Below are 25,275 nucleotides of genomic sequence, written 5' to 3' on the forward strand. Positions count from 1 at the left end.
CCTCTGTAGTGAATGTCTAGGAGTAACTCTATGCGTAGGAACGGTACAGACGTGATCAATCGGATGGCCCGGGCCTGTGTCTGTGCCGGCCTGATGCTGGCGCCATTGGGCGCAGTCCAGGCCGCGACCGAGGAAGATCCATGGGAAAGCATCAACCGGCCGATCTTCACCTTCAACGACACCGTTGATACCTATGCACTCAAGCCGTTGGCCAAGGGCTACCAGGCGATTACCCCGCAGTTTCTGGAAGATGGCATTCACAACATGTTTCTCAACGTGGGTGATGTCACCAACCTTGCGAACAATGTCCTGCAGCTCAAGCCCCATGCAGCCGGTGTCGATATTGCACGGATGATCGTCAACACCACCTTCGGGATTGGCGGCTTCTTCGATGTCGGTACCAAGATGGGCCTGCAGCGCAATGACGAAGACTTCGGCCAGACCCTGGGTTACTGGGGGGTCAGCAGCGGCCCGTACGTGATGCTGCCATTGCTGGGCCCGAGCACTGTACGTGATGCCATCGGCAAGTACCCGGACACCTACACCGAACCTTACCGCTACATCGATCACGTGCCGACGCGCAACACCGCGCTTGCCGTGGATGTCGTCGATACGCGGGCCAGCTTGCTGTCGGCGGAGAAGCTGATCCGCGGCGACAAATACGTGTTCATTCGCAACGCCTACCTGCAGAACCGCGAGTTCAAGGTCAAGGACGGTCAGGTCGAAGACGATTTTTAATCGTCACGTCTGTCTACAAAAGGCGACCCTCGTGTCGCCTTTTTCATGCCTGTCATTTAGCCGTTGCTGGCAGGCAGGAGAGCGCCACTTGCTTGCGCGGCCTGATTTAAATTATTCTTGCAAATAGTTATCACTTACAAAAATATACCGCCCGTCATGAGCGAACTTGTGTCTGCCCCTCTAAACCAGCTACGTACCGTCGAAGCGCTGTACAGCGGTCATCACGGATGGCTCTACGCACGCTTGCGCAAACGCCTGGGCAACGCCATGGATGCGGCTGATCTGGTGCACGATACCTTTGCGCGCATTCTCGCCTCGAACGTCACGGTGTTCAATGAGCCCCGGGCCTACCTCAACTGCGTTGCAGGGGGCATCCTGGCCAACTGGTCTCAGCGCAAAGCCCTGGAGCGCGCCTACCTGGCCGCGTTGGCGGCGCTCCCGGCGCCGGAGGTGCCGTCGCCAGAAACCCGCTACCTGCTGCTGGAAACGCTGCACGAAATTGACGCCATGCTCGACAGCCTGCCACCGCTGGTCAGGCGCGCCTTTTTGTTGTCACAGATCGGCGGCATGAAGTACGAGGCCATTGCCGATCAGCTCGGCGTCTCGCTGATCACCGTCAAACGCTACATGAAACAGGCATTTGTACAGTGCCTTGCGCTGGTGGAGTAAGTGACAGACTCCCGGCGCATTCAAACCATTGGCTCCGACGCGCTTGAGGAAGCAGCCGAGTGGCTGATGTCGATGAGTGACGACGACGTCACTGATACGCAGAAAGCAGATCTGGCCACCTGGCGAAACAGCAGCCCTGAACGCGAACAGGCCTGGCGTCGGGCCGAATTGCTGATGAGCAAACTGGGCAGCTTGCCGGCGTCGGTGTCGATGCCCGCCCTGGATCGCCCGAACGACCCGGATCGACGTGCAGCAATCACCCGGCTGGCACTGTTGCTTGCGGTAGGGCCTGCGCTCTGGGCGAGCTGGAAGGTGGGTGAGCAACAAGGCTGGACGGCCGATTACGGTGTCGCCGTTGGCGAGCGCCGCGAATTGACCTTGGTCGATGGCACGCAGGTTGTACTCAATACCGACTCGGCGATCGATGTGCGGTTCGATGCTGACCAGCGACTGATCCAGTTGCGTCGGGGTGAAATTCTCGTACAGACCGCTGCCGACCACCTTGTTCCGTCGCGCCCGTTGAGGGTGGCGACCCGTGAAGGGCGGATGCAGGCCTTGGGCACACGCTTTTGCGTACGTGAGCAGGCCGGACGCACTTATCTGGCGGTGCTGGAAGGCGCCGTCAGGGTCGAGCCGGTCAATGCCGGCGCAGGTGTGCCGTTGATTGTGCAGGCTGGTGGGAGGGCCTCTTTCGATGCGCGCAGCTGTAGCCCGATCAGCGCGGTCGACAACACCGCGACCGCCTGGGTCCGAGGCATGCTGTTGGCCGACAAGATGAGGCTGGCCGATTTCGTTGCCGAACTGGCGCGCTATCGGCGCGGTTTTCTGCGTTGCGACCCGGCCATTGCCAATCTGCCTGTCTCAGGGGCATTTCCGCTCAGCGATACCACACACAGTTTGAACATGCTGGTGCAGACCTATCCCGTCACGCTGAACACGCACATGGGCGGCTATTGGGTGTTGCTGTCTGCCCGCTGAGTTGCCTGGGCGCTGAAAAATAAAATGCGCTTGGGGTGATACTTTTTTTCATCTGGACTGGCAACAGGAGAGAACAGCACTTTTATCTCCGTCTCAAGGATCCTCCCCTCATGTCAGTTGTACGTCGTCCTCGCGGTGAAAGCAGGTTGGCAATAGCCATTCGCACTGCTGCGCTGAGTTTGGCCCTGGTCACAGCAAGCACTTCTTCCTGGGCCGCTGCCCCCCGGCAACTGGATGCCATCGCCAGTCAGAACTACGAGATTCCGCCAGGGCCCCTGGGGCGTGCGCTGTCCAGTTTTGCCATGCAGTCGGGCATTGCGTTGTCGTTTGAACCGGCATTGACCGAGGGGCTTCATTGCGCCGGGCTGTCGGGCACGTACTCGGGACCTGATGGCGTGGAGCAACTGCTGGTTGGTAGCGGCCTGGAACTGGTTGAGCGCAATGATGGCAGCTACACCCTGGCCAGGCGTGTCGCCGACAGTGGCGACGGGCTTACGCTGGCTGCTACCACCATCGACGCCAACAGCCTGCAGGGCAGTGCGTTGCCCGACGCGTTTGCCGGTGGACAGGTCGCCCGTGGCGGGCGAGTGGGCATGCTGGGCAACAAGGACGTGATGGATACACCGTTCAGTGTGACCAGCTATACCGCGAAAACCCTCGCCGATTTGCAGACGGTGACCGTTGCCGATGCACTTGAGCGTGACCCGTCAGTGCGCTCCACCGGGCAGACCGGCGGGATTGTCGATTCGTTTTTCATTCGCGGATTTCCCGTGGGCGAGGGCAACCTCGGCGAGTTGGCGTTTGATGGCGTCTATGGCGTGGCGCCTAACTACCGTGTGTTCACCGAATACGCCGAGCGAGTTGAAGTGCTCAAAGGGCCGGGCGCCTTGATGTACGGCATCTCGCCCAACAGTGGCGTTGGTGGCGTGATCAACATCGTCCCCAAGCGCGCCCTGGCTGAAGACCTGACCCGCTTTACCGCCAGTTACAGCGCTGATACTCAGGCGGGCGGGCATATCGATGTCAGTCGCCGCTTCGGTGAAGAAAAGCAGTTTGGTGTGCGTTTCAATGGCAGCGTCCAGCAGGGTGATACTGCCATTGATAACCAGGAACGCGAACTGGACATCGGCGCCATTGCCCTCGACTACCAAGGCGAGCGACTGCGTTTGAACCTCGACTTCATCAGCCAGAAAGAGCAGTGGGATGCCGCGTCGCGCCCCTTCACGGTGGCGGCGGGCATCGATGTGCCGACTGCGCCCAATGGCCGGACCAATCTGTCACAGGATTGGGGCTGGTCTGAAACCAGTGAGCAGTCGGCGTTGCTCGGTGGTGAATATGACCTTAATGATGCAGTGACGGTATTTGCCCATGCCGGCGGCGGCAAGGCGGACGTCAAACGCATGTCCGACCAGGTGCCGCGCATTCTCAATGACGCGGGTGATACCAGCAATATTCCCGGTTACTACAAGTTCAACGTCGACCGCTCCACCGCCGATATTGGCTTGCGCGCGCTGTTCGAGACCGGGCCGGTCAGCCACACGACTACCGTGATGGCGACGCGGTATCAGGACGAGCTGTCCCGAGGCATCAACAACGGCACCGACATTCGCTCGAACATCTACCACCCGATCGACGTACCCAAGCAGTACATCAATGCACCCAAAGTCTTGCGCATTTCCGAGTCGGAGCTGTCCGGCGTTGCCATCACCGACACGCTGTCCGTGCTCGAAGACCGCGCGCAACTGACCCTTGGGGTACGCCGGCAATCAATCGAGTCGCGCAATTACAGTGCCACCGGGGCGGTGACTTCTCGCTACGACGACAGTGCGACTACCCCGGTGGTGGGTGTGGTGGTCAAGCCTTGGGAACACGTTTCGCTTTACTACAACTATGTTGAAGGCCTGAGCAAGGGTGACATCGCCCCCGCCACGGCTGCCAACTCGGGCGAAGCGTTTGCGCCGTATGAAACCAAACAGCATGAGCTCGGGGTGAAGTTCGAACAAGGCACATTCATGACCACCCTGGCACTGTTTCAGATTGAAAAGCCCAGTGGTGAACTGGGCGCAGGTAACCAGTTTTCGGTCCAGGCCGAACAACGCAACCGGGGTGTCGAGCTGAGCATGTTCGGCGAGGTCGCAACGGGTACGCGGGTAATGGGTGGCGTCACCCTGCTTGACGGTGAACTGACCGATTCGGCCACCCGCGCCAACCGCGGCAACGAGCCGGTGGGCGTGCCGGATGTGCAGGCCAATATCTGGACCGAGTGGGATACGCCGTGGCTCGAAGGCTTTACCCTGACCGGCGGTGCGATCTACACCGCCAGCCAGTATGTCAACCAGGCCAACACCCAGGAGCTGGATGCCTGGACCCGAATCGACGCCGGGGCGCGCTACGTCACCAGAATCGAAGGTCGGCCGACGACCTTTCGTGCCACCGTGCAGAACGTCTTCGATCGCGAGTACTGGTCGGGCGTAGCCTCATACGGCGCCATCTCTCCCGGGTACCCGCGTACACTGCAATTGTCTGCTACGGTCGATTTCTGATAGCGCCTGCGGCCTGTAAGCATTGAGTTCAACGCTTACAGGCTCGGCCGTGCGACGCATGCTCAGTGGGATGTTTAATATGCCCTCTGGTAACTGAAAATCGGTGCCTAATAACTCTTAGTGATTTAAGCGGATAAAGACCCGCAGCAAGCATCGGCGTACCCTTGAAACACCTGGCGGATGGGAGTACCGTCTGCGCCTTACAGGGCACCTCTGCCAGTTGCCGGACAACCCGTCTTGTCCTACAACTCATAGTAGAGAGGCTAGAAGCGAATCCAGTAAGCGTGCTCAAGCCTTGACGAGCCGCCTACGCCAACCTAATTCTGGCGCCGTTTGCCCACATGCAGAAAACCAGTGCAACGCTGCTGATCATCGATGACGACGACGTCGTACGTGCGAGTCTTGCCGCCTACCTTGAAGACAGTGGTTTCCGTGTCCTGCAAGCGAGCAATGGCCAGCAGGGCCTTCAGGTCTTCGAGCAGAAACAGCCCGATCTAGTCATCTGCGATCTGCGCATGCCGCAAATGGGCGGTCTGGAGCTGATTCGCCAGGTGACTGAGCGTGCGCCCGAGTTGCCGGTCATTGTGGTGTCCGGTGCCGGGGTGATGAACGACGCGGTCGAAGCCTTGCGCCTGGGCGCAGCCGACTACCTGATCAAACCCCTGGAAGACCTCGCGGTGCTCGAGCACTCAGTACGCCGCGCGCTGGACCGGGCACGCCTGGTGCTGGAAAACCAGCGCTACCGCGAAAAGCTCGAAACCGCCAACCGCGAGCTGGAGGCCAGTCTGCACCTGTTGCAGGAAGACCAGACCGCCGGGCGCCAGGTGCAGATGAACATGCTGCCGGAAAGCCCGTGGGTGGCGGACGAGCTGTCATTCGAGCACCAGATCATTCCATCGTTGTACCTGTCGGGCGACTTTGCCGACTATTTCCGCGTCGACGAGCGACGTATCGCGTTCTACCTGGCCGATGTTTCCGGTCATGGCGCCTCCTCGGCGTTCGTCACCGTGCTGCTGAAGTTCATGACCACCCGGCTGTTGTTCGAATTCAAGCGCAATTCCAGATTGCGCGACTTCAAGCCGTCAGAAGTGCTTGGACATATCAACCGCGGCCTGATCAACTGCAAGCTGGGCAAGCACGTAACCATGGTCGGTGGTGTAATTGATGAAGACACCGGCCTGATGACCTACAGCATCGGCGGCCATCTGCCGTTGCCCGTGCTGTATACCCCGGGCCAAAGCCGCTATCTGGAAGGGCGCGGATTGCCGGTCGGACTGTTTGAAGAGGCCACTTACCAGGACCATGTACTGGAGTTGCCACCGCAATTCAGCCTGACCTTACTCTCTGATGGCATTCTGGACCTTTTGCCCGGGGATACACTCAAAGATAAAGAGGCAGCCTTGCCGGAAATCGTCAAGGCCGCGGGTGGCAGCCTGGATGGGCTGCGCCAACGATTCGGATTGGCTACGCTTGGGGAGATGCCGGATGATATCGCCCTATTGGTGTTGAGCAGGAACCTTCAATGAGTACGGGTAGAATCCAGTTCGCCGAACAGAGCGGCACGTTCGTTCTGAAGTTTGTCGGTGAAGTGCGTCTGACTTTGTGTTCAGCGCTGGATGCGACTATTGAGAAGATCTTCACGGCGCTGAATTTTTCGGCGATCGTCATCGATCTCACGGAAACCGAGAGCATCGACAGTACCACCTTGGGTTTGCTGGCCAAGCTCTCGATCCTGTCGCGGCAAAAAGTCGGCCTGTTGCCGACCGTGGTGACGACCAACCCGGACATTTCGCGGTTGCTGCAGTCCATGGGCTTCGATCAGGTGTTCAACATTGTTGATCGACCGATTCCATGTCCCGAGTGCCTGACCGATCTGCCGTCCCAGGACCAGAACGAAGATGTGGTGCGTTCCAAGGTGCTGGAAGCGCACAAGATCCTCATGGGCCTGAACGATTCCAACCGTGAAGCCTTTCACGACCTGGTCAACGCCCTCGAGCGCACCTGACGCCCCCAGGCGCCATCAGGTGCCTGTCGATCCCGACACTAACTAATCCTTGACCCGTGGTGGAAACTCCGTTGCTGCGCCGCCATCGGCGTTGAGCTGGAAAATCCGCTGCGGTTGCCCCTGTTCATTGAAAAATACCTGGCCGAGACCGGCGCCGTTCCACAGTCGTTCGCCCGCTTTGCTGTGGCTCGGTATGCGCGGGATCACTTCCATCTGCCGACGTTTTGTCAGCCAGTTCAGCGGCGAACGAGGCGAATACAGCCAGCGGTTGAGGCGGTCGAAGGTATCCAGCAGGCGCCGTGGGAACTCGTTCTTGATGCCGCTGCTGGTGATCTGCCAGAGGTGCGGGCTGCGCTGGCGGTGACGGATCAGCACTTCGTAGACGAAGGAATAATGCACATCGCCGGACAGAATCACATAATGCCCAGGTGTCCGCGAATGGCGGAAAATATTCAAGATCACTTGCGCGGCACCGCGATGGGCCATCCAGTTCTCGGCATCGACCAGCAACGGATAGCCCAGCCAGCTGAACACCCGCTGTACGGTCTCGATCAGCTTGACCCCGAAGATCGGCGCCGGTGACACGATGATGGCCGAGGGATGGTCGAGCAGGGCTTGTTGCAGTTCGCTCAGGGCTTCCCAGTCGAGCAGGCCGGAGGGTTTTTTCAGGTTGCTTTCGCTGCGCCAGCGTCGCGTCCGGGTATCCAGCACCAGCAGTGGCGGGTTGCTCGGCAGCACGAACTGCCAACCTTGAAACCGTAGCGTTTCATCGATCAGCGCATCTTGCGCCGGGGTGTCCAGGTGCTGGTCGGCCAGGGCGCTCTGGCTCAGTACCTGGCATTTTTGCACCAGCGTACGACAGGCGTCGGGATCATTGCCCCAGCCCTGGCACAACAGGTAGGCAAGTAATGCGTTGCCAATGATGCGTCTGGAAAAGGGATGACCATAGGCGGTTTCTTCCCACTGCGCTGACAGGTTCCAGTCATCGGTAATGTCGTGATCGTCGAAGATCATGAGGCTGGGCAGATGGGCCAATACCCGTGCCACGCCGCCCAGTCCGCCGACAAAGCCCTCGATCAACTGTTGCTCCTGCAGGTAGCGCGCCTGGCGTTCCGGCGTGAGCCCCGGCGGTATCTGCGGGGCGATCAGGGTCCAGGGCACTGGTGACCAGACCAGCAGGTACATGGCCATGACCTCGGCAAAGGTCACCAGGTGGTTGTCGGCATTGCTGCTGGTGAAAATCGGCTTGCGCGCGCCACCAAAAAAGCGTTCGCGCAGGGTTTCATTGCTCTCCAGTGCGGGCAGCAGGTCGGCCCTGTGGTAGTAGCTGGCCGGGTGTCGATAGAGCGCACGGCTGTCATCAACCACCGCACCTTGCAGGGTTTCGTCAAACAGTCCAAGTCGTTCGATCAGCGCATGGATCGCCCGCAACATGGGACCGGCGACATCATCGGCATAGACCTGGTCGCCGCTCATCATCAGCACGGCGGGGCGCGACCTGGGGTCGGCACACTCCTCGAGCAAACGATCGGCGCACAGCAGACCATCGGCAGCGGGATGATGAGGTTTGCGGCAAGAACCGTGGAGCAGTTGCTCAAGTCGCGAATGCACGACAAAACTGGGCCGTTGAGCGCCGTTATAGAGCAGGTGAGGCGCCCACTGTGCGATGCCCTGCGCACCTTCAGCAGTCGTCAGGATCAAGTCGTAGTCGATGTGTTCATCACAGGGCAGCGGGGTGTCGAGGCGCACGTCGATCAAGTGCACAAAGGCATGTCGACCGATCGGGATTATCTGGCAGTCAACACTCGACGTTACACCGGCGGTGCTCAGTTCGAGTGCTGGCTGCAGGGCCTGGGAACCCACCAGCCAGAACACCAGGCGTGCAGGTTCCAGGCGGCGCAGCACAGGGCCGGCCAGTACGATTGGTAAAGCGCGGGACTCAGGCATCAACATCTCGGAAAGCACAACTGCAAGCACCACGGGCCAGACCTGCTCCTGCGTTGGCAAGAGCAGGGCTGGCCCGCGATGAGGCCGTCCAGGCCGTAAAAAGCAGCGATACTCGGCATTCGCTGCCGCAGTGGCAATTGCTGTTTTGTATCAAGCCTTTGCTGCGAGCAAGGCTTCGAGCTTCTCCTGGTCCCGGGCGAACTGGCGAATGCCTTCGGCGAGTTTCTCGGTGGCCATGGCATCTTCATTGGAGGCCCAGCGAAATTGCGCCTCGGTCAATTCTTGACGGGCTTCGCCCTTGTTGCCCGGCACCAGCACGCGCGGCAGTTCGCCTTGGTCGTCACTCAGTTGCTGCAGCAGCTCGGGGCTGATGGTCAGACGGTCGCAGCCGGCCAATTGCTCGATCTGGCCGATATTGCGGAAGCTCGCACCCATCACCACAGTGTTGTAGCCGTTGGTCTTGTAGTAGTCGTAGATTCGGGTAACCGACTGCACACCCGGGTCTTCGGCGCCGACATATTCCTTGCCGGTAGCCTTTTTGTACCAGTCGTAGATCCGGCCCACGAACGGCGAAATCAGGAACACCCCGGCATCGGCGCAGGCTTGGGCCTGGGCGAAGGAGAACAGTAGGGTAAGGTTGGTCTGGATGCCTTCTTTTTCCAGCACTTCGGCGGCGCGGATGCCTTCCCAGGTCGACGCCAGCTTGATCAGAACGCGGTCGCGGCCGATGCCGGCCTTTTCGTAGAGCGCGATCAGTTGCCGGGCTTTAGCCAGCAGTGCCGGTTGGTCAAAGGACAGGCGGGCATCGACCTCGGTGGAGATGCGTCCCGGAATGACCTTGAGAATGCCGGCACCGACGGCGACTGCAAAGGCGTCACAGGCAAGGCCCACATCGCCCTTGCTGTGTTCGACCGATTGGCGCAGCAGATCGGCATAGCCGGGCATTGCGGCGGCTTTGAGCAGCAGGGAAGGGTTGGTGGTGGCGTCGACCGGTTTCAGGCGGCTGATGGCATCGATGTCACCAGTGTCGGCAACTACAGTGGTGAACTGCTTGAGTTGTTCCAGCTTGGAGGTCATGGGCGTGCTCTGTCCTGTGCAATGGATCGACATTACCCGAGCGCTGCCAGCCGCTCAAGGGCTGGCTGGCAGGCGGGGTAAAGGATATGCCTTGGAGTGGCGAAGCCGGCACAGGTTCCGGAGCTAGCGGCCTTGCAACAACGCGCCCGCCTGGTCGAGCAGCGCCAGCGGGTCCTTGCTCTTGTGAATATCCACCGAGAGCAATTGACGGAACTTGCGCGCCCCCGGGAAGCCCTGGCCAAGGCCGAGAATATGCCGGGTCACATGGTGCATGGCGCCACCCGCGGCCAGGTGCGCGGCAATGTAAGGGCGCAATTGCGCCAGTGCTTCGCTGCGGCTGATCACCGGCGCCTGGCTGCCGAACAGTTGCTGGTCGACTTCGGCCAGCACATAGGGGTTGTGGTACGCCTCGCGCCCCAGCATCACTCCGTCAAAGGTCTGTAGGTGCTCCTGGCATTCGGCGAGCGTCTTGATGCCGCCATTGAGGATGATCTCCAGCTCCGGGAAGTCAGCCTTCAACTGTGCCGCCACGTCGTAACGCAGTGGTGGAATCTCACGGTTTTCCTTCGGAGACAGGCCTTCGAGAATTGCAATGCGCGCATGCACGGTAAAGCTGCGGCAACCGGCGTCGCGCACTTGCCCGACGAAGTCGCACAGCTCGGCGTAACTGTCGCGGCCATTGATGCCGATACGGTGTTTGACTGTCACCGGGATCTGCACCGCATCCTGCATCGCCTTGACACAATCGCCGACCAGGGCCGGGTGGCCCATCAGGCAGGCGCCGATCATGTTGTTCTGCACCCGGTCGCTCGGGCAGCCGACGTTGAGGTTGACCTCATCGTAGCCAGCGTCCTGCGCCAGCCTGGCGCACGCGGCAAGATCTGCCGGCACGCTGCCGCCCAGCTGCAAGGCCAGGGGATACTCGGCTTCGTCGTGACGCAGGAAACGCTCGGCATCACCGTGCAGTAGCGCGCCGGTGGTGACCATTTCGGTGTAGAGCAGGGCATTGCGCGAAAGCAGGCGCAGGAAGTACCGGCAGTGGCGGTCTGTCCAGTCCATCATCGGCGCAACGCTGAAGCGGCGGGACGGCTCAGGGCGCGGGTTTACTGGGGTTGCGGCGGATTCTAGGGGCATTTCGTTCAACGTGTTTTGTACCGATTTTCGGGGGTTTTTGGGCGTTTTTACCAAGTGCTTGGTACAATGTACCAATCTCAAATCGACGTGTACCAATTTCACATGGCAACGATCAGAGCACGCAAAAAGGCCGATGGCACAACGAGTTACACCGTCCAGATTCGTATCAATCGCGACAAGGTCCTAGTTTACCAAGAGAACCAGACGTTCGCCCGTAAGCAGGCTGCGCAGGCATGGGCGAAGCGACGGGAGACCGAGTTGTCTGAGCCAGGTGCGATCGAGCGGGCCAACAGGAAGGGCCACACCGTGCGCGAGATGATTGACCGCTATGTGCTTGAGGGCGCCAAGGCAGTGGAGATGGGTAAAACCAAAAAGGCGACACTGCTTGCGATCGCTGCGAGCTACCTCGGTGAGATCGTGGATTCGGCCATCAGCAGCCAGGTCCTGGTCGATTACGCTCTTTGGCGCATGAGTCCTGCAGGTGGCGGGGTGAAGCCGCAGACCGCTGGTAACGACTTGGCGCACCTCGGCTCTGTACTTTCAGTAGCTCGCCCCGCTTGGGGGTATGAGGTGGCTCCTCATGCGATGGGTGACGCTCGTACCGTGTTGAAAAAGCTTGGATACAACATGAAAAGCCGCGAGCGTGATCGGCGTCCGGCAACCAATGAGCTGGATAAGCTGCTTGAGTATTTTTTCGAGATGCTGAAGCGTCGACCATCCTCTATCAACATGCCAAAGGTGCTTGCCTTTGCGCTGTTCTCTACGCGCCGCCAAGAGGAGATTACACGAATTCGCTGGGTTGACCTGGATGAAGATCGGCAGGCTGTGAAGGTGCGAGATATGAAGAACCCTGGACAGAAAATCGGTAACGATGTCTGGTGCCACTTGCCGGATGAAGCCTGGGCAATTGTGCAGAGTATGCCTCGTGAGTGTGATGAGATATTCCCCTACAACAGCGACTCTATCTCGGCAGCGTGGACTAGGGCATGTCAGTTCCTCGCGATCAAAAACCTACATTTTCACGACCTGCGACATGAAGGGGTTAGCCGCCTGTTTGAAATGGACTGGGATATTCCACGTGTGGCGAGTGTTTCAGGTCACAGGGATTGGAATTCGCTGAGGCGATACACGCACCTCAAGGGGAGGGGGGATTTGTATTGTAATTGGAGGTGGTTAAAAAGTGTGGTTGAGGCTAATGTAGTTTTGGGTGGTAGGTCGAAGTGCAACGGAAGGTGAGTATCTCGTGACGATAGATATTGGTTTTTGGGTTAGGGATTATAGGGGTTTCAAAAAGAACGGCGCGGGGTTTGAAGTTGTTAAGTTTGTGAACGTAATTGTTGGGAAAAACAATATAGGTAAATCCAGTATAATTGAGGCGGTCCAGCATGTTTTTAGAGATCGTGGAACAAATTTTCCAATAAGTGAAAGTGTCGTGATGATGGGCTGCTTTACTGAGGAGCAGTTGAAGTCACATTTTGCGTATCAAATGGGTGGGGGTGATCTTAATGGAAACCATTGGACCGATAATGGTGCGAGCTTAGTTGATGCGAAGATTTCATGGAAAGAGAATGCCGGAAGTGTTGAGGTGCTTGACGCTGAACGTCATGGTAGGGAACTGATAGCCGGGGAGAAATCGAGGTTGGCTAACGTGGTCGCCTCTGCAAAAAAACCTTACCAGCATGTGCGGCTTGATGCGGATAGAGATCTGGTAAAAGAGCCACACAGTAATGATCTGAATTTGAGGAATAATGGAGTTGGTGCTACTAATATAATCCAGAATTATATTAATAGGTCGGATCTTAATAGGGATTTGATTCAGGTAAAATTGCTTACAGCTCTAAATGATATTTTCACTCCTGATGCTGCATTTACCGAGATCGTAGTGCAGTTTCACTCGAATGAAAATCAATGGGAGGTTTACTTAGGAGAGGAAGGCAAGGGGTTGGTGCCGCTCTCGGCCTCTGGTAGTGGTTTAAAGACCATATTTCTTGCGCTGCTTAATTTGTTGGTTCGTCCAGATTTTGATAGAAAAAATATAGATTCCTATGTGTTTTCATTCGAGGAGTTGGAAAATAATCTACATCCATCTTTGCAGCGTAATCTGTTCTCCTTTCTCCTAAACTATGCTCGGGCTAGTAATTGCCATATATTTCTTACTACCCACTCCCAAGTGGCTATTGATTATTTTTACAATGAGCCTGATGCACAAATCCTTCATGTTAAAAAAAATGATGGTGAGGTTTCTGGTGTTCTCTTGGATGATTTGAGTCATGGGTATTCCGTTCTTGACGACTTAGGTGCTAAAGCAAGCGATATACTTCAAGCAAACGGGATAATATGGGTTGAGGGTCCGTCGGATCGTATTTATCTCAACAAGCTTATAGAGATATGGGGTGGGGGCGTTTATAAGGAGGGGCATCATTATCAGTATATATACTATGGTGGGAGTGTTCTGGCTCATGTGAATGCAAAAACTGATGAGGCTGAGCTGGGTGAGGCTGTCAGCGCTGTAAAGATCAATAGGAATTTTATATTTGTATGCGATAGTGATAGGCGTACTAATAAAGGAAAGCTAAAAAGCAGAGTTACCGATCTTCTTGCGGCTGTTTCTGTAGGGCGTGGGCATGTATGGGTGACGCGTTGCAAAGAGATTGAGAATTACATACCAAAAGAATCTTTTGAGTTGGTGCATGGGATCCGTGGGCTGCCGCAAATTGGTGAATATGATTACATTCAAGCTTATTTAAACAAGCATAAGCTGTCAAAGGCGACTGAGTTTACTAATAAGCATCACTGGGCTGTAAAGTATTGTGAGTTTTTCAGTAAAGAGAATTTGTCATTTAGGCCTGAGTTGGCCGAGGAAATGCCAAAAATCATAGAAACTCTTATGGTTTGGAATAGCTGAAGTGTTAAGCGCTGACCAAGTTGGGGCCAGGACGTCGTCGGTTGACTGTCCTGGCCAAGCAAGGTTTATTTGCTCAAGCTTCGATGTTCCTTTAAGGCAATGCTCCTTTGCTGCTCCAGGTATTCTGCAAGGTCGGTAATGTGTATTCCTTTGGCGCTTTTCTGGCTGGCTTCAAGTCGAGTTATCGGGATCTTAATTTGCCCTGCCAGCACTTTGCGTTGAAACATCTCTGGTGTTAGGTGCGTAAAGTAGTCGATGCATACTTGCTCAAGAGGAATAATTGCCCGGCCATTGTATTGCGCCATCAACACGAAAGCTGTGTTCATGCGCGCCTCCCCAATACTTTCTTTGCAGCTACGTTGGCCATGTAGGATTCCCATTTAATGCTCTCACGCTGTTGGCGGATCTGGCTGCACTTGGTGTGTCGTCGGGTTGATCTGCCCTTGCCGCAGACATCGCAGATGGTGGGCAGGTCGAGGCTGTGAGAGGCCATTGGTGGGCGTATGCGCCCGGTCAAGGTTTTCAGTTTCAGAATATCGACACTCATGCCTTGGTCTCCCGCTTGATGATGAAGCCTGCCGCCTGGCGGATCTTGGAGCACTTGTCGTGCCCGCCCTTACGCACGCGTGGCTTGGTGCACACATCGCAGATAGCTGACATGGCTGGTCGGGCCATGTTTTGCATGCCTTTGAGGGGGCGGGTAGCTGGTTGATAAGTCGTTGTGGTGTTCACAGCGAATTCCTTTCTTCATTCCAACGCTCTGTAGGTCGGGGGCCTTGGTGGCTGCGATCGCACTTCCAGCAATGATGCAGGCCGCCGTCGTAACCTTCTGACGGGTACCAGTCGTGGCGATGGGTAGTCATACCGCTTCCCCCTCGCTTGGTGTCTTGGCAGGGGTGATACGCAAATGGGCATGGGCGCGAGCGGCGAGTTCTTCGATATAGCGTTGCTGGTCGGCGGCGTTCTGGGTCTGTGGGTCGACGTGCATTGCCTTCCAGGTGCGCCCAGCCAGTTTCAGAGTGTTGGCAGTCTTGGTTAGCAGCTCATGGTCAGCCCTGGTCACAGGCATGTCGGTGTACGACATGATCCGGTCTTCGAGCTCTTTGACTCTGGCCTGATGGATTGCCTTGGTAGTGAGGTGCTTGCGCTGTTCGGCTTCAAGCTGGACGGCAAGCTCGTCTCGTTCGTTGCATGCCGACGCGATTTGCTGAGAGTTGATCGCGTCGCGGGTTTCGAGCCCTGCAGCTCTGCCGCTGTTGAAGGCGCGGGTCCGGGCTGCTGCAAACAGGAAGGGGAGGAACGCCAGGGTGAACAGCCAGAGGGCTGCGAGCGCCAGGATGTAGTGCTGCTGTTGCATGTGTTGTGCTCCTGATGATGCCCGGCATTGAGCCGTGAAGCCGTGGTGAAGGCTTGATGCCGGGCAAGATGTCCCAACAGGCCGGGACCGCCGTATTTACGCTGACTGCTTCGATTGGGTATCGAGGTAGTCGGCGAGGTCATGCAGGTAGATCACTGGTTGGGCTCGTGCTGAGTTGTGCACCTTGCTGAGCTTGAGCTTGATCCGTTCAGCCCTGATCAATTCGCGTAGTCGACGGTCCGTCTTTATGTGCGGGAAGTAATGCTCGCGGACGGCGGATAGCGTTGGGCAGGGCGTAGTGAACTGCTTGCGCAACTGGGCCAGCGTATCGGTCATAGCTGTTCCCCGCTCCCCTCATGAGTGGGCCGGAGCTGTGCGCGGACGGCTTCAGCAAGATGGTCTTTGCAGGAGCCGATGGCGGCGGCACAAACGTCGCCCTGGTCGTTGGTCACGACCGCGCCATATGGATTCATGGGGTCCGTTGTGGGGGTGATGTAGGCGATCCGGTCGGCACCGATGACTCCTTTCAAGTGCTCCAGTGCTTCCAGCAAGGCAATGGCTTGCTCGGACTGGCGCCCTGAATCGGTGCGGCCATTGGCGAGGTCTTGTATGAAGTCCCGCAGGTGCTGGTACTTGGCCGTGTCATCTCGCTGGAGGGTGAGGGAGCCTTTCTGTGGGCCAAACGTCACCGTCACTCGATGCGTTTTAGCGTCGGTTTCGACAAAGACTTCTGCATTGATTGTCAATTCGGGACGCTGAACCGGGCAGATGGTTTCGCCGCCTTTGTCCAAGGCATGCTGAAGCAGCATCACATTGCGGAGGGGAACGATGTACTCGCTCATGCTGCACCCCCGCCTTGAACAGCTTGGGCGTGGCCGTTGGGCGAAACAATGATGTGCAGGCCGGTACGGCGCTGGAAGGCGTCAACACTGCCGGGGCGGCTGCAGGTGACTGGGTGCAGGTAGACCTTGCAGGTCGAATGATGGGGTTTGGCTTGCATGCCTGGACCTCTGTGGTGAGAAGGGTGCGGTCCAGACAATACTTAAACGTATAGGTTGGGTCAATACCTATTCGTAATGCGAGCGTATAGCTCAATGCATTAGAATATTTCGACTTTCGATATCACCACTCCGCAAATCAAGGCATCTGCCGGTAGCTCAATGATCGGGTCAGGCCAAGAAGGGTTGAGCGGCTTGAGGAATTGACGATCCCCTTCGAGAACAAGCTGCTTGAAGGTTGCTTCTTTGCTATCTGCAAGCTTTGCAATCACAAGCGAGCCGTTCTCGTAATCTTTCGCGGGATCAACAAAAATGATGTCGCCGTCTCTGAATGAGCGCCGCTCATGTGGGTTGAACATAGACAGGCCCCGGACTCGTAGAGCGAATGTGGTGCTACTGTGCGAAACCGCGCAAGGAAGCCACGACTCTACATTCTCCAGCTCAAAAGGCTCCTGCATTTCGCACCATGCGCCAGCCTGGACCCAAGAGATCAGCGGGACAAACCCCCGGACTTTGGGCCCTGCTTCAATATTTGATTGCAGGCTGGTAACCAGTGTGGGGCTGCCTTCGCCCTTCCAAAGCCACTCGGTTGTTACCCCGAGTACCCTGGCTATCTTTTCAACATTCTCTTGGCGAGGGCTTGCGGATGTCCCGGTCAGGATTCTGTGTATGGTTGGCTGCGGCACTCCCGATTTCCTGGCAAGTTCGCCTCCTGACATGCCCAGCTCATGCATGCGTTTTGCTATGCGGTTTCCTATCACGGCTTGTGACTCTGATTTGTTTACGTATCGCTAGTGTATTGCGCTGGCCTATACGTTTGGGTAACATCTGCCTATTCGCTAACGAATAGGTGGCGTCATGACCATACAAGAAATGCTTCAGAAATTGATCGAGTTAGGTTTCTCGCAGCGCGCTATTGCAGAGCGTGTGGGGGTTTCTCAGCCAACTATTTATCGGGCAACGCAGGGAGCAGCAATCCGCTACGAAGCGGGAAGGGCTATTGAGCTTCTGTATCGGGAACAGCTCAAGCTCAGTGACAGTTGCCAGAGTAAAGACTGCTGAACTGGGGCTTCTCACCACAAGAACTTCCCCAGTTCAGCAATGACGGCGCCGAAGCGCCGCTACATCCCGCAATCCGGTCCCTCTCACCACAAGATTTACCGGATAGCTAGAACGACATGCCGTGTTGCACAACACATTGAACAGGCACATCGGTCGTAGTCGTAGGATAGGGCTTGCCCACTCCAATGGCTACACCGTTAACCGAGGATTAACGGTTATGAGTCGCATCGATACACTGCCAGGCGCTGGCCTGGTCCTTTCCCTGCGGCAAGCGCTCTATCGCGCTGGTCGAGACTACCCGGGCGGAATCACTAAGCTCGCCTACGACATGGGCATCGACATTGATGCTCTCCAGAAGAAGCTTAAACACGATGAAGAGCGCCGTTGGTTGTCGCCGGATGAGCTGGAAGAAGTTCTCCAGTGGACGGCGGACACGCGGGTGCTTGATGCCCTGTGCAGGGCAGCTGGTGTTGTCTGGTATCGCCCGGAGCCTGTACCGGCCACCAACGATGCCTTGAGGGCAGTCGGAAAACTGCTCGATGAGGCGGGTGAGTTTGTCGGCACCATGCACGATGGTGCTGCGGACAATATCTGGGAGCTGCATGAAGTGCAGAACCTGGAGCAGCGCGGCATGGATGTTATTCGCCAAGTTCTGGCCATCATGGCCGGTGCTCGTCAAGCCATGGAGGAACGCACCAATGGCTGATGAGATTGATCGGGCGAATGAGCAAGCCGAGTATTTCTTGCAGATGTCGTTGCGGCGGCAGTTGCGTGTTGTTGCCAAGCCAAGCGCGCTGATCTGCGATGATTGCGATGAGCCCATCCCGTTGGCTCGCCAGCAGTCGGTCGCAGGTTGCGAAACGTGCGTCAGTTGCCAGGAGCTGCGGGAGCGGCGTCGATGAGTGAGCACAAAGGACAGTCGACAGCTGCATGGGCGCGGCGCTACATCGAAACCTTCGGTCTTTCCCTAGTTCCCATCGAGCCTGGTGAGAAGGGGCCGAAGGGTAATGGCTGGAATAAGCCGGGTGGATATTTCGCCGAAGCCGCCGAAGCTGAGGCCTTCTGGCAAAAGCGCCCTAATCACAACCTTGGCGTAGTGCTCGGGCCGAGTCGTGTCTGCTCGCTCGATGTTGATGATGCGCAATGTGCCCGGCTGATCTTCAATGATCTGCTGGGAATGGACCTGGACGCACTTGCGGATACCTACCCGACGTCGGTGGGCAACCCTGCTCGCTTCCGGATCATGTTTCGCATGCCGGACGGTGTTGAGCTGAGTTGGCATCCGCTGAACTGGCCAAGCCAGGCGGACCCCGACGGCTCGATTCACAAGGCGCTCATGGCTCAGGTGAAATCCGCCAAGGACGCAGGGGATACCAGCAGGGAGGCCGCGTTGCGTATGGCTGCCGAACCCTTCAAAAAGATCCCGGTGTTCGAGCTGCGTGCAGGGTTGGTGCAGGATGTGCTGCCTCCCTCCATTCATCCTGGTACTGGGAAGCCTTACACTTGGCGAACCCCTCCATCGGCGGATGGGTTGCCAGAACTACCTCCTGAGTTGCTGGCCATTTGGCAAGCTTGGGACGAGTTCAAGTTGAAGGCCGAGGCGGTCTGCCCTTGGCAGCCCAAATCGGCACCGGCTCTGCGGTCCGCTCTGGCCAAGGTTCGTCCTGTCTCTGGGCGCTCTGGTTCTTCACTGCCAGAGGTGATTTCTCAATTCAATGACAGCCACGATATTGCGTCATTGATCGAGGCGCATGGCTACGAGCGCAAGGGCGATAAATGGCTTTGCCCACAGAGCAGCAGTGGTGACCCTGGCGTGACTATCGGTGAGGGTAAGCTCTACTCGCACCATAGCTCTGACCCACTGGCCAACGGCCACAAGAACGATGCGTTCGACGTGTTCTGCATCTTGGTGCACAACGGTGATCAGAAGGCCGCCACCAAGGCTGCCGCGCAAATCCTCGGTATCGACGCGAAGTCCCGAGCACCATCGCCGCCACCGTTGGGTGAGCTTCCCCGTACCCCATCCGTGATCGAGCAGGCCGAACAACCTCTAGCGGTCAGCGGCGATCTGGATCAGCTTCCCCGCACCCCATCGGGAATGGGTGCTGCCAGCCCGGCCGGCTCCTGCGACACCGGGGGCGCGGGGGGTGAAGCCCTGGACATTGAGCACGCGATGCGCCGTTTCGCGCTGGTCGAGGGCACCACTCAGGTGTGGGATATGGATAAGGCGCGGCTGATGAAGCGCTCCGGATTCGAAGCCCTGGTCGGTAAGGCTCTGGCAAAGGAGTGGATGGAGCACATCAAGAAGAAGTTGGTGGCCGCTGAGCAGGTGCAGGAGTTTGAGCAAGCGCGGCGCATGTCCACCAAAAAGGGCGGGGCATTGAAGCTCGAACCCATCGAGCGTTACGTCTACATCGACGGGACCAAGGATGTATGGGACCGCGAGAAGAAGCGGCGAATCGCCGAGGGTGCCGTCAAGATGGCCCTCGGCGATGCTTACTCGCTTTGGCTGAACAGCCCGAGTCGGCGGGTGGTGGATGTGGATCACATCGTGTTCGATCCAACCATGTCCAAGGACCCCAGCACCTACATCAATACGTTTGAGGGTTTGCCCCTGGAGCCGATACGGGATGACGCCGCGTGCGAAAACCTGAGGTGGCTGATCTCATTCCTGTGCAACCACAATTCCGAAGCGTTGGACTGGCTGTTGAAGTGGCTTGCGTTCCCCCTGCAGCACATGGGCGCCAAGATGGATACAGCGGTGCTGTTTCACTCGACAATGGAGGGCTCAGGCAAAAGCCTGTTGTTCTCCGACGTCCTTGGTGAGTTGTATGGCCAGTATGCGGCCACGGTAGGACAGTCACAGTTAGAAGGCAGCTTCAACGCCTGGCAGAGCCGCAAGCTATGGGCAGTATTCGAAGAAGTTGTCAGCCGTGATCAGCGTTACAACCAGGTCGGCAAGATCAAGCACATGATCACTGGCAAGACCGTACGTATGGAATCGAAGTTCATCAATGGCTGGGAAGAAGCCAACCACATGAACGCTGCATTCCTTAGCAACGAGATCATGCCTTGGCCGATCAGTGAAGATGACCGGCGCATGCTGGTGATGTGGCCCCTGGAGACATTGCCGGTCGAGCGCCAGAAAGCAATTGGCCGTGAGCTTCAGAGCGGCGGTGTTGCAGCGCTTTACGGCTGGCTCTTGAGCATTGAGTTGGGTGAATTCAATCAGCGCACCCGGCCGCCGAAGACTGAGGCTCGTCAGCGCCTGGTGGCCCTCAGTCGCACCGCGTGGCAAACCTTCCTGCACCTTTGGCGCATCGGTGAGCTTGGGCATGGCCTGTGGGGAAGCTGCCTGTCGACGGACGTGTATGCCATGTTTCTTGAGTGGTGTTCGCGCAACAGGGAGCACTCAATGAGTCAGACGAAGTTCTCATTGATGATCAGCGCGACGGTGGAGAAGACGCGGGCGATCCCTTGGACTGATGGCAACAACCGGCGATTCGCGGCGTTCTTCTTCCCACCCGATGGCGATCCTTCCCTGCCCCCATCCACAAAGTCGGCCGAGCTGGGCGCGTGCGTCGTTGAGTGGCGGGCTAGGGCAAAGCTTGCGGGTTGGAATGTCGACGGCTGGGACCATGTGAAGGGGCTAGCAGCATGAGTGCGACCAATAGCGTGTTGGGTGTGTTGGGTTTGTGTCGGGTTGCTTTTCGAGGGGCAACACACGTTCGGGCGGCGGATTTAGGGGCTTTGCGGTGGTCCGTGGTGGGTGTGTTGGGTTTGTCATCGCGCACGCGCAGGCGCGCAACTTTTATTGGCATCCATCAGGAGCAAAATAAAACCCATGCGAACCCTAAAAAACTCAACAAACCCAACACACTCAACTCAAATAGGTTTAAAGCTTTGAATTTATTGGGTTTTACCTGTGTTGGGTTTGTGTTGGGTAGTTGGATTGTGTGTCGGGTAGTGGTTTTCGGAGGGATGCGGTGATGATTGCGGACATCGAAGACTTGGAGCTGGCTGAGCGCCTGGTGATGATTGAGGGCCTGATGCGGCATTGGGCCGAGCAGCGCGCCCGGCTAGGCCTAGAGGCCGGGCTGGGCAGTCAAATGGGCAGCATCATGGAGTGGAAGGGCGTAGCGCCGAGGGGTGGCGTGTCGGGAGCGCGGATCTTGCTGGGTGGGGCTGGTCTGGATCACTCTGCTGCAGAAGTTGACGCCGCTGTTGCTGAGCTAGGGCGTCGAGACAAGCGCGGTGCGGTCTTGTCTACGCTGGCTGAATTCCGTTACCTCCATGGCGCGCCGGTGCGGGAACAAATGCGTGTCGTTGGCCTGGCAGAAGATGCTGATCGGACTTACCGAAATTGGGTCAAGGCCCTGCATCTTCAGGTGCTGGCGTTGTTGATTGCGCGCTCGGGGCCCAACAGGCGCCATACCGTTCGTCGGTTCACAATGCGCCGAGAGTGCGCCAAGGGTGCGTCGAAGTAGCGTCAAGGTGACGTACCGAAAACTGCCCCTTTTCGGTTTTTCCGGTGGCCTGTAAAAAGGCACCACGATATCAAAGGTGCGCTTAGGCGCTTCCCCCACAAGCACTTAGCTATGCAACCGCCGATTTGTCGGCGCATCGAGAACCCTGCCAGTTGGCGGGGTTTTCTGTTTCTGGCGACGTGCAATGCCATGAGGCTTACATGAACAGCGAGCAGCAAGCTTTGGTTGAGATGCCGATCTGGATGGTGGTTATCGCCGCCCTGGTTGGCGGGGTGTCTGGTGAGATGTGGCGAGCAGATAAGGCGGGCGTCCATGGCTGGGCGTTGGTGCGCAGGATCGTCTTGCGCTCGGGTGCCTGCATCGTGTGTGGGCTCTCAACCATCATGCTGCTCTACTCCGCTGGCCTGTCGATCTGGTCGGCAGGCGCGTTCGGTTGTCTGACCGCGATGGCCGGTGCCGACGTGGCGATCGGGTTGTACGAACGCTGGGCAGCCAAGCGCTTGGGCGTCTGCGAAGTGCCGCCATCGAATGGCGGCGCAGGTCAGTGACCCGGGTGGGGTGGGGGTGGGGGTGGGACCGACGGTTTTTTGGGTCCTCCCCCTGGCCCGCCCCCTACACGGGTACGGAGACTCGCGGATTCTCTGCAGCTGAGGTTGGCGCAGGGATGTCCGTCTTTTCAAGGACTTAGCGATGGGCAAGATAGTCAGCAAGGTTGAGCTGGCCGAAATCGTTGGCCGTGATGAACGCACTCTGAGCCGTTGGCAGAACGACGGCATGCCCGTCATCGAGTTCGGCTCAGGGCGCGGCAACGAAAACCAGTACGACACCCAGGCGGTGCTCCAGTGGCTTATCCAGCAAGCCGCTTTGAACGGCAAGAAGGAATCGACTCGGGATCGCCTGGACCGGATCCGGGGCGACCGCGAAGAGCTGGCGCTGGCCAAAGAACTTGATGAAGTCGTCGTGGCGACGGACATGGTCGAACGGTTTGAAGCTGTGATCACTGCCGCCAAGGTCGAGCTGCTGAACACCTATCCTGATGAGTTGGCGGCAACCCTGTCGGCTCGCTATGGCATCGAAGTAGATGACCAACTGATCCGGGATCCCATCGAAACAATTCTGAGGAGGCTGTCCGCGTATGACGAGGACGATGCTGAGCCAGCTTGGGATCCTGACGAACAGGACGACCAGGGGGGCTCTGAAGAAGACGGCGATTAAGGCGCTGCGCCGGGCATGCCGTAAATGGGCGCCACCCCCGCGTATGACCATTATCGAATGGGCGGACAAGTTCCGCTGGCTGGCACCGGAGGAGGCGGCCCGTCCTGGTAAATACCGCTTCGAAGTCACCCCACATCTCATCTGGCCGGGGAACCCGCTGGAAGCGTTGGATGATCCAGCAGTGGGCGAGATTGTCGGGCGCAAGTCGGCGCAGGTGGCCTGGACGTCGGGTGTGATGGGGAACGCCATTGGCAAGTGGATTGATCTTGACCCCTCGCCGATTTTGATCCTGTTTCCAAAGGCTGAAGCCGCCAAGCAGTACGTGGCCGAGAAGCTCGAACCAATGATTGAGGCGACGCCACGGCTTCGCAAGAAGGTCGATCTGCGTAGCCGCAAGCTGCAGCAGCGACAGGACTTCAAGCGATTTCCTGGTGGCTTCCTCAAAATGGTTGGCTCGAACAGCCCGGCGAGCGTGAAGTCCACGCCCGTGCCACGTGTGGCGGTGGAAGAGCCAGATGACTGCAACCTGAACCTGCGCGGACAGGGCGACAGCATCAAGCTGGCCAAGGAGCGCCTGAAAACCTTCCGCCGCTCCAAAATTATCATTGGTGGCACCCCAACCATCAAAGGCTTGTCGGCCATTGATGCTGAGCTGGAACTATCGGACAAGCGCGTTGGCATGGTGCCGTGCCACGAGTGCGGCCAGGCCCATGCTCTGAGCTTCGACAACCTGCACTGCGATGAGGACCCGGGCTACTTCCATGAGGTCTATGGTAAGCGTCGCCCAGAGACGACGTTCTATTGCTGCCCGCATTGCGGCGCGATCTGGGATGACAACCAGAAGAATGCCAACTTGAAGCACGGCCGCTGGGAAGCTACCGCCGAGTTTCGTGGTATCGCCGGTTACATTCTCAACGAGCTGTATGCCACCTTCTGGGGCTCGCGCTTCGAGGTGCTGATGGAGAAGAAGCTGCAGGCTGAGCATGCGGCTTCGCAGGGCAACATCGGCCCAATGATCGCCTTCACCAACAGCTCAATGGGTGAGAGCTACGAGTACAAGAGCAACGCACCCAAAACCGACGAACTGGAGAAGCGCGCCGAGCCCTATGCCGAGCTGACAGCACCCAAGGGCGTGTTGTTGGTGACGGTCGGTGTGGACGTGCAGGGTGATCGACTCGCCGTGGTCATCGTTGGCTGGGGTAGAGGTGAGGAGTCCTGGCGATTGTACTGGGGCGAGTTGGAGGGCAACCCGATTGACCCCCACGATCCGGTGTGGACTGAGCTGGACAAGATCGTTTCCAAGCCGATTCCCACCGAGGGCGGTGCACAGATCGCCGTGTCGGCCGTCAGCATCGACAGTTCCGATGGCAACACCAGCGATGCGGTGTACACCTACGTGCGGGACCGGCAGCGCTTCAACTTCATGGCCATCAAGGGCGCGTCCGTTGACAGCCGTGACCGGGAGATTTTCACCAAGCCCGCCCAGTCGGCAGACACCAGCCAGGACAACACCAAGGCTGCCAAATATGGTCTGCGGGTCTTCATCATCGGCACCCACAAGGCCAAGACGCTTATCGATGGCCGCATGCGGCTCAAGGGCTCCGGTCCAGGTCGCATGCACTGGTACAGCGAGATCCGTGCTGACTACTACGAGCAGGTGACCAACGAGGTGCTGGCGCCGCATCCACGACAGCCAAGCAAGATGGTCTGGCAGAAAAAGGCTGGGCGCCGTAACGAAGCGCTGGACTGCGAGGTGTACGCCTTGCATGCGGCCCGCAGCCTGAAGACGCACCTGTTGCGGGATCAAGAGTGGGACCAGCTGGAGCAGCAACTGTTGCAGCCAACCCTTTTCAACACTGAGCAGGCGGTAGCGCCGGTACCTCGCCGCGCAGTCACTCGCGGGCGTGGTACTCGGAGTCGCGTCGGCTAATCGAGGTTCACCATGACAGATGCACAACAACGCCTGCAGGAAGTCCGGGCGGCGATCTCGGCCGTTCTGAAAAACGGTCAGCGTCTGCGCCGAGCGGATCGCGAAGTCCAAATGGCTGAGCTCAACAGCTTGCGCCTTCTGGAGAAACAGTATGCCCAGGAAGTAGCTGCTGAGCAGGCTGCACTTCAGGGCCGTGGCCGCAATCGCGTTTCGTATGTGGGGATTTGACC

29 protein-coding genes are annotated in these 25,275 nt (G+C 57.9%); 18 read left to right on the forward strand and 11 right to left on the reverse strand.

Going from position 1 to position 25,275, the window contains the following annotated elements:
• The first annotated feature begins 30 nt into the window (after window positions 1-30).
• The 6 genes from DM813_RS25615 (at window position 31) to rssC (ending at window position 6,933) form a co-directional block, all read left to right on the forward strand.
• A complete protein-coding gene (locus DM813_RS25615; RefSeq protein ID WP_128326191.1) occupies window positions 31-738 on the forward strand; it encodes an MlaA family lipoprotein in 708 nt (235 codons plus the stop codon).
• Between the two features lie 156 nt (window positions 739-894).
• Window positions 895-1,407, forward strand: a complete 513-nt coding sequence (locus DM813_RS25620) for a sigma-70 family RNA polymerase sigma factor (RefSeq protein WP_128326192.1) — start codon at window positions 895-897, stop codon at window positions 1,405-1,407.
• Window positions 1,408-2,385: a FecR domain-containing protein gene (locus tag DM813_RS25625; RefSeq protein WP_277750119.1), complete on the forward strand. Its 978-nt coding sequence runs from the start codon at window positions 1,408-1,410 to the stop codon at window positions 2,383-2,385. It begins immediately after the preceding gene.
• A gap of 110 nt (window positions 2,386-2,495) precedes the next feature.
• A complete protein-coding gene (locus tag DM813_RS25630; protein ID WP_128326193.1) occupies window positions 2,496-4,928 on the forward strand; it encodes a TonB-dependent receptor in 2,433 nt (810 codons plus the stop codon).
• A 341-nt stretch (window positions 4,929-5,269) separates the two neighbouring features.
• Window positions 5,270-6,454, forward strand: coding sequence for a two-component system response regulator RssB (gene rssB, locus DM813_RS25635; RefSeq protein ID WP_128326194.1), 1,185 nt, complete (start codon window positions 5,270-5,272; stop codon window positions 6,452-6,454).
• Window positions 6,451-6,933, forward strand: coding sequence for an anti-sigma factor antagonist RssC (gene rssC, locus DM813_RS25640; protein WP_013971741.1), 483 nt, complete (start codon window positions 6,451-6,453; stop codon window positions 6,931-6,933). The genes rssB and rssC overlap by 4 nt, the downstream gene beginning before the upstream one ends.
• A 42-nt stretch (window positions 6,934-6,975) precedes the next feature.
• Here the strand turns inward: rssC and DM813_RS25645 are convergent, their stop codons facing one another.
• The 3 genes from DM813_RS25645 to dusA form a co-directional block, all read right to left on the reverse strand.
• Window positions 6,976-8,880: an alkaline phosphatase D family protein gene (locus DM813_RS25645; protein ID WP_128326195.1), complete on the reverse strand. Its 1,905-nt coding sequence runs from the start codon at window positions 8,878-8,880 to the stop codon at window positions 6,976-6,978.
• 150 nt (window positions 8,881-9,030) lie between these two features.
• Window positions 9,031-9,957 carry a transaldolase gene (gene tal / locus DM813_RS25650; protein ID WP_128326196.1) on the reverse strand — a complete coding sequence of 309 codons (927 nt, stop codon included), beginning with the start codon at window positions 9,955-9,957 and terminating at the stop codon, window positions 9,031-9,033.
• 123 nt (window positions 9,958-10,080) lie between these two features.
• A complete protein-coding gene (gene dusA / locus DM813_RS25655) occupies window positions 10,081-11,091 on the reverse strand; it encodes a tRNA dihydrouridine(20/20a) synthase DusA (RefSeq protein ID WP_128326197.1) in 1,011 nt (336 codons plus the stop codon).
• A gap of 66 nt (window positions 11,092-11,157) precedes the next feature.
• Here dusA and DM813_RS25660 point away from each other — a divergent pair, with 66 nt between their 5' ends.
• Together DM813_RS25660 and DM813_RS25665 are read left to right on the forward strand one after the other, a co-directional pair.
• Entirely contained in the window at window positions 11,158-12,327 is a 1,170-nt protein-coding gene (locus DM813_RS25660; protein WP_128326198.1) for a tyrosine-type recombinase/integrase, read from the forward strand.
• Between the two features lie 7 nt (window positions 12,328-12,334).
• Complete coding sequence (locus DM813_RS25665; RefSeq protein WP_164897295.1) at window positions 12,335-13,996, forward strand: ATP-dependent nuclease; 1,662 nt, start codon at window positions 12,335-12,337, stop codon at window positions 13,994-13,996.
• 65 nt (window positions 13,997-14,061) lie between these two features.
• Here the strand turns inward: DM813_RS25665 and DM813_RS25670 are convergent, their stop codons facing one another.
• From DM813_RS25670 to DM813_RS25700, 8 genes are all read right to left on the reverse strand, one after another.
• Window positions 14,062-14,322: a pyocin activator PrtN family protein gene (locus DM813_RS25670; RefSeq protein ID WP_128326200.1), complete on the reverse strand. Its 261-nt coding sequence runs from the start codon at window positions 14,320-14,322 to the stop codon at window positions 14,062-14,064.
• A complete protein-coding gene (locus DM813_RS25675; protein WP_128326201.1) occupies window positions 14,319-14,543 on the reverse strand; it encodes a hypothetical protein in 225 nt (74 codons plus the stop codon). The genes DM813_RS25670 and DM813_RS25675 overlap by 4 nt, the downstream gene beginning before the upstream one ends.
• Entirely contained in the window at window positions 14,540-14,728 is a 189-nt protein-coding gene (locus tag DM813_RS25680; RefSeq protein ID WP_128326202.1) for a hypothetical protein, read from the reverse strand. The genes DM813_RS25675 and DM813_RS25680 overlap by 4 nt, the downstream gene beginning before the upstream one ends.
• A 127-nt stretch (window positions 14,729-14,855) precedes the next feature.
• Window positions 14,856-15,353, reverse strand: a complete 498-nt coding sequence (locus tag DM813_RS25685) for a hypothetical protein (protein ID WP_241653243.1) — start codon at window positions 15,351-15,353, stop codon at window positions 14,856-14,858.
• A gap of 96 nt (window positions 15,354-15,449) precedes the next feature.
• On the reverse strand, window positions 15,450-15,689 hold the full coding sequence (locus DM813_RS25690; protein ID WP_128326203.1) for a pyocin activator PrtN family protein: 240 nt from the start codon (window positions 15,687-15,689) through the stop codon (window positions 15,450-15,452).
• Window positions 15,686-16,195, reverse strand: a complete 510-nt coding sequence (locus tag DM813_RS25695) for a hypothetical protein (RefSeq protein ID WP_128326204.1) — start codon at window positions 16,193-16,195, stop codon at window positions 15,686-15,688. The genes DM813_RS25690 and DM813_RS25695 overlap by 4 nt, the downstream gene beginning before the upstream one ends.
• Window positions 16,192-16,353, reverse strand: coding sequence for a hypothetical protein (locus DM813_RS28520; protein ID WP_164897296.1), 162 nt, complete (start codon window positions 16,351-16,353; stop codon window positions 16,192-16,194). The genes DM813_RS25695 and DM813_RS28520 overlap by 4 nt, the downstream gene beginning before the upstream one ends.
• Before the next feature lie 99 nt (window positions 16,354-16,452).
• On the reverse strand, window positions 16,453-17,112 hold the full coding sequence (locus DM813_RS25700) for a LexA family protein (RefSeq protein ID WP_128326205.1): 660 nt from the start codon (window positions 17,110-17,112) through the stop codon (window positions 16,453-16,455).
• A gap of 97 nt (window positions 17,113-17,209) precedes the next feature.
• On the opposite strand from DM813_RS25700, the gene DM813_RS25705 reads away from it, so the two are divergent.
• The 10 genes from DM813_RS25705 to DM813_RS25750 all read left to right on the forward strand — a co-directional run bounded on the left by DM813_RS25705 (window position 17,210) and on the right by DM813_RS25750 (window position 25,273).
• Window positions 17,210-17,413 carry a helix-turn-helix domain-containing protein gene (locus DM813_RS25705; protein WP_128326206.1) on the forward strand — a complete coding sequence of 68 codons (204 nt, stop codon included), beginning with the start codon at window positions 17,210-17,212 and terminating at the stop codon, window positions 17,411-17,413.
• A 217-nt stretch (window positions 17,414-17,630) separates the two neighbouring features.
• On the forward strand, window positions 17,631-18,119 hold the full coding sequence (locus DM813_RS25710; RefSeq protein ID WP_128326207.1) for a phage regulatory CII family protein: 489 nt from the start codon (window positions 17,631-17,633) through the stop codon (window positions 18,117-18,119).
• Entirely contained in the window at window positions 18,112-18,315 is a 204-nt protein-coding gene (locus DM813_RS25715) for a TraR/DksA C4-type zinc finger protein (protein WP_128326208.1), read from the forward strand. Before DM813_RS25710 ends, DM813_RS25715 begins: the two co-directional genes overlap by 8 nt.
• Complete coding sequence (locus DM813_RS25720) at window positions 18,312-21,074, forward strand: bifunctional DNA primase/polymerase (protein ID WP_128326209.1); 2,763 nt, start codon at window positions 18,312-18,314, stop codon at window positions 21,072-21,074. Before DM813_RS25715 ends, DM813_RS25720 begins: the two co-directional genes overlap by 4 nt.
• Window positions 21,071-21,403, forward strand: coding sequence for a hypothetical protein (locus DM813_RS25725; RefSeq protein ID WP_128326210.1), 333 nt, complete (start codon window positions 21,071-21,073; stop codon window positions 21,401-21,403). Before DM813_RS25720 ends, DM813_RS25725 begins: the two co-directional genes overlap by 4 nt.
• Window positions 21,403-21,900 (forward strand): hypothetical protein, encoded by a 498-nt coding sequence (locus DM813_RS25730; protein ID WP_128326211.1) that lies wholly within the window; start codon window positions 21,403-21,405, stop codon window positions 21,898-21,900. Before DM813_RS25725 ends, DM813_RS25730 begins: the two co-directional genes overlap by 1 nt.
• 200 nt (window positions 21,901-22,100) lie before the next feature.
• Window positions 22,101-22,448 (forward strand): phage holin family protein, encoded by a 348-nt coding sequence (locus DM813_RS25735; protein ID WP_128326212.1) that lies wholly within the window; start codon window positions 22,101-22,103, stop codon window positions 22,446-22,448.
• Window positions 22,449-22,590: 142 nt separating this feature from the next.
• Window positions 22,591-23,115: a terminase small subunit gene (locus tag DM813_RS25740; protein WP_128326213.1), complete on the forward strand. Its 525-nt coding sequence runs from the start codon at window positions 22,591-22,593 to the stop codon at window positions 23,113-23,115.
• Window positions 23,048-25,045, forward strand: a complete 1,998-nt coding sequence (locus tag DM813_RS25745) for a phage terminase large subunit family protein (protein WP_347233034.1) — start codon at window positions 23,048-23,050, stop codon at window positions 25,043-25,045. Before DM813_RS25740 ends, DM813_RS25745 begins: the two co-directional genes overlap by 68 nt.
• Window positions 25,046-25,057: 12 nt before the next feature.
• The gene (locus DM813_RS25750) at window positions 25,058-25,273 is read left to right on the forward strand and encodes a hypothetical protein (protein ID WP_128326214.1); all 216 of its coding nucleotides are present in this window, start codon (window positions 25,058-25,060) and stop codon (window positions 25,271-25,273) included.
• Window positions 25,274-25,275 lie beyond the last annotated feature (2 nt).

The organism is Pseudomonas alkylphenolica, assembly GCF_004025535.1.
Lineage (GTDB): Bacteria > Pseudomonadota > Gammaproteobacteria > Pseudomonadales > Pseudomonadaceae > Aquipseudomonas > Aquipseudomonas alkylphenolica_A.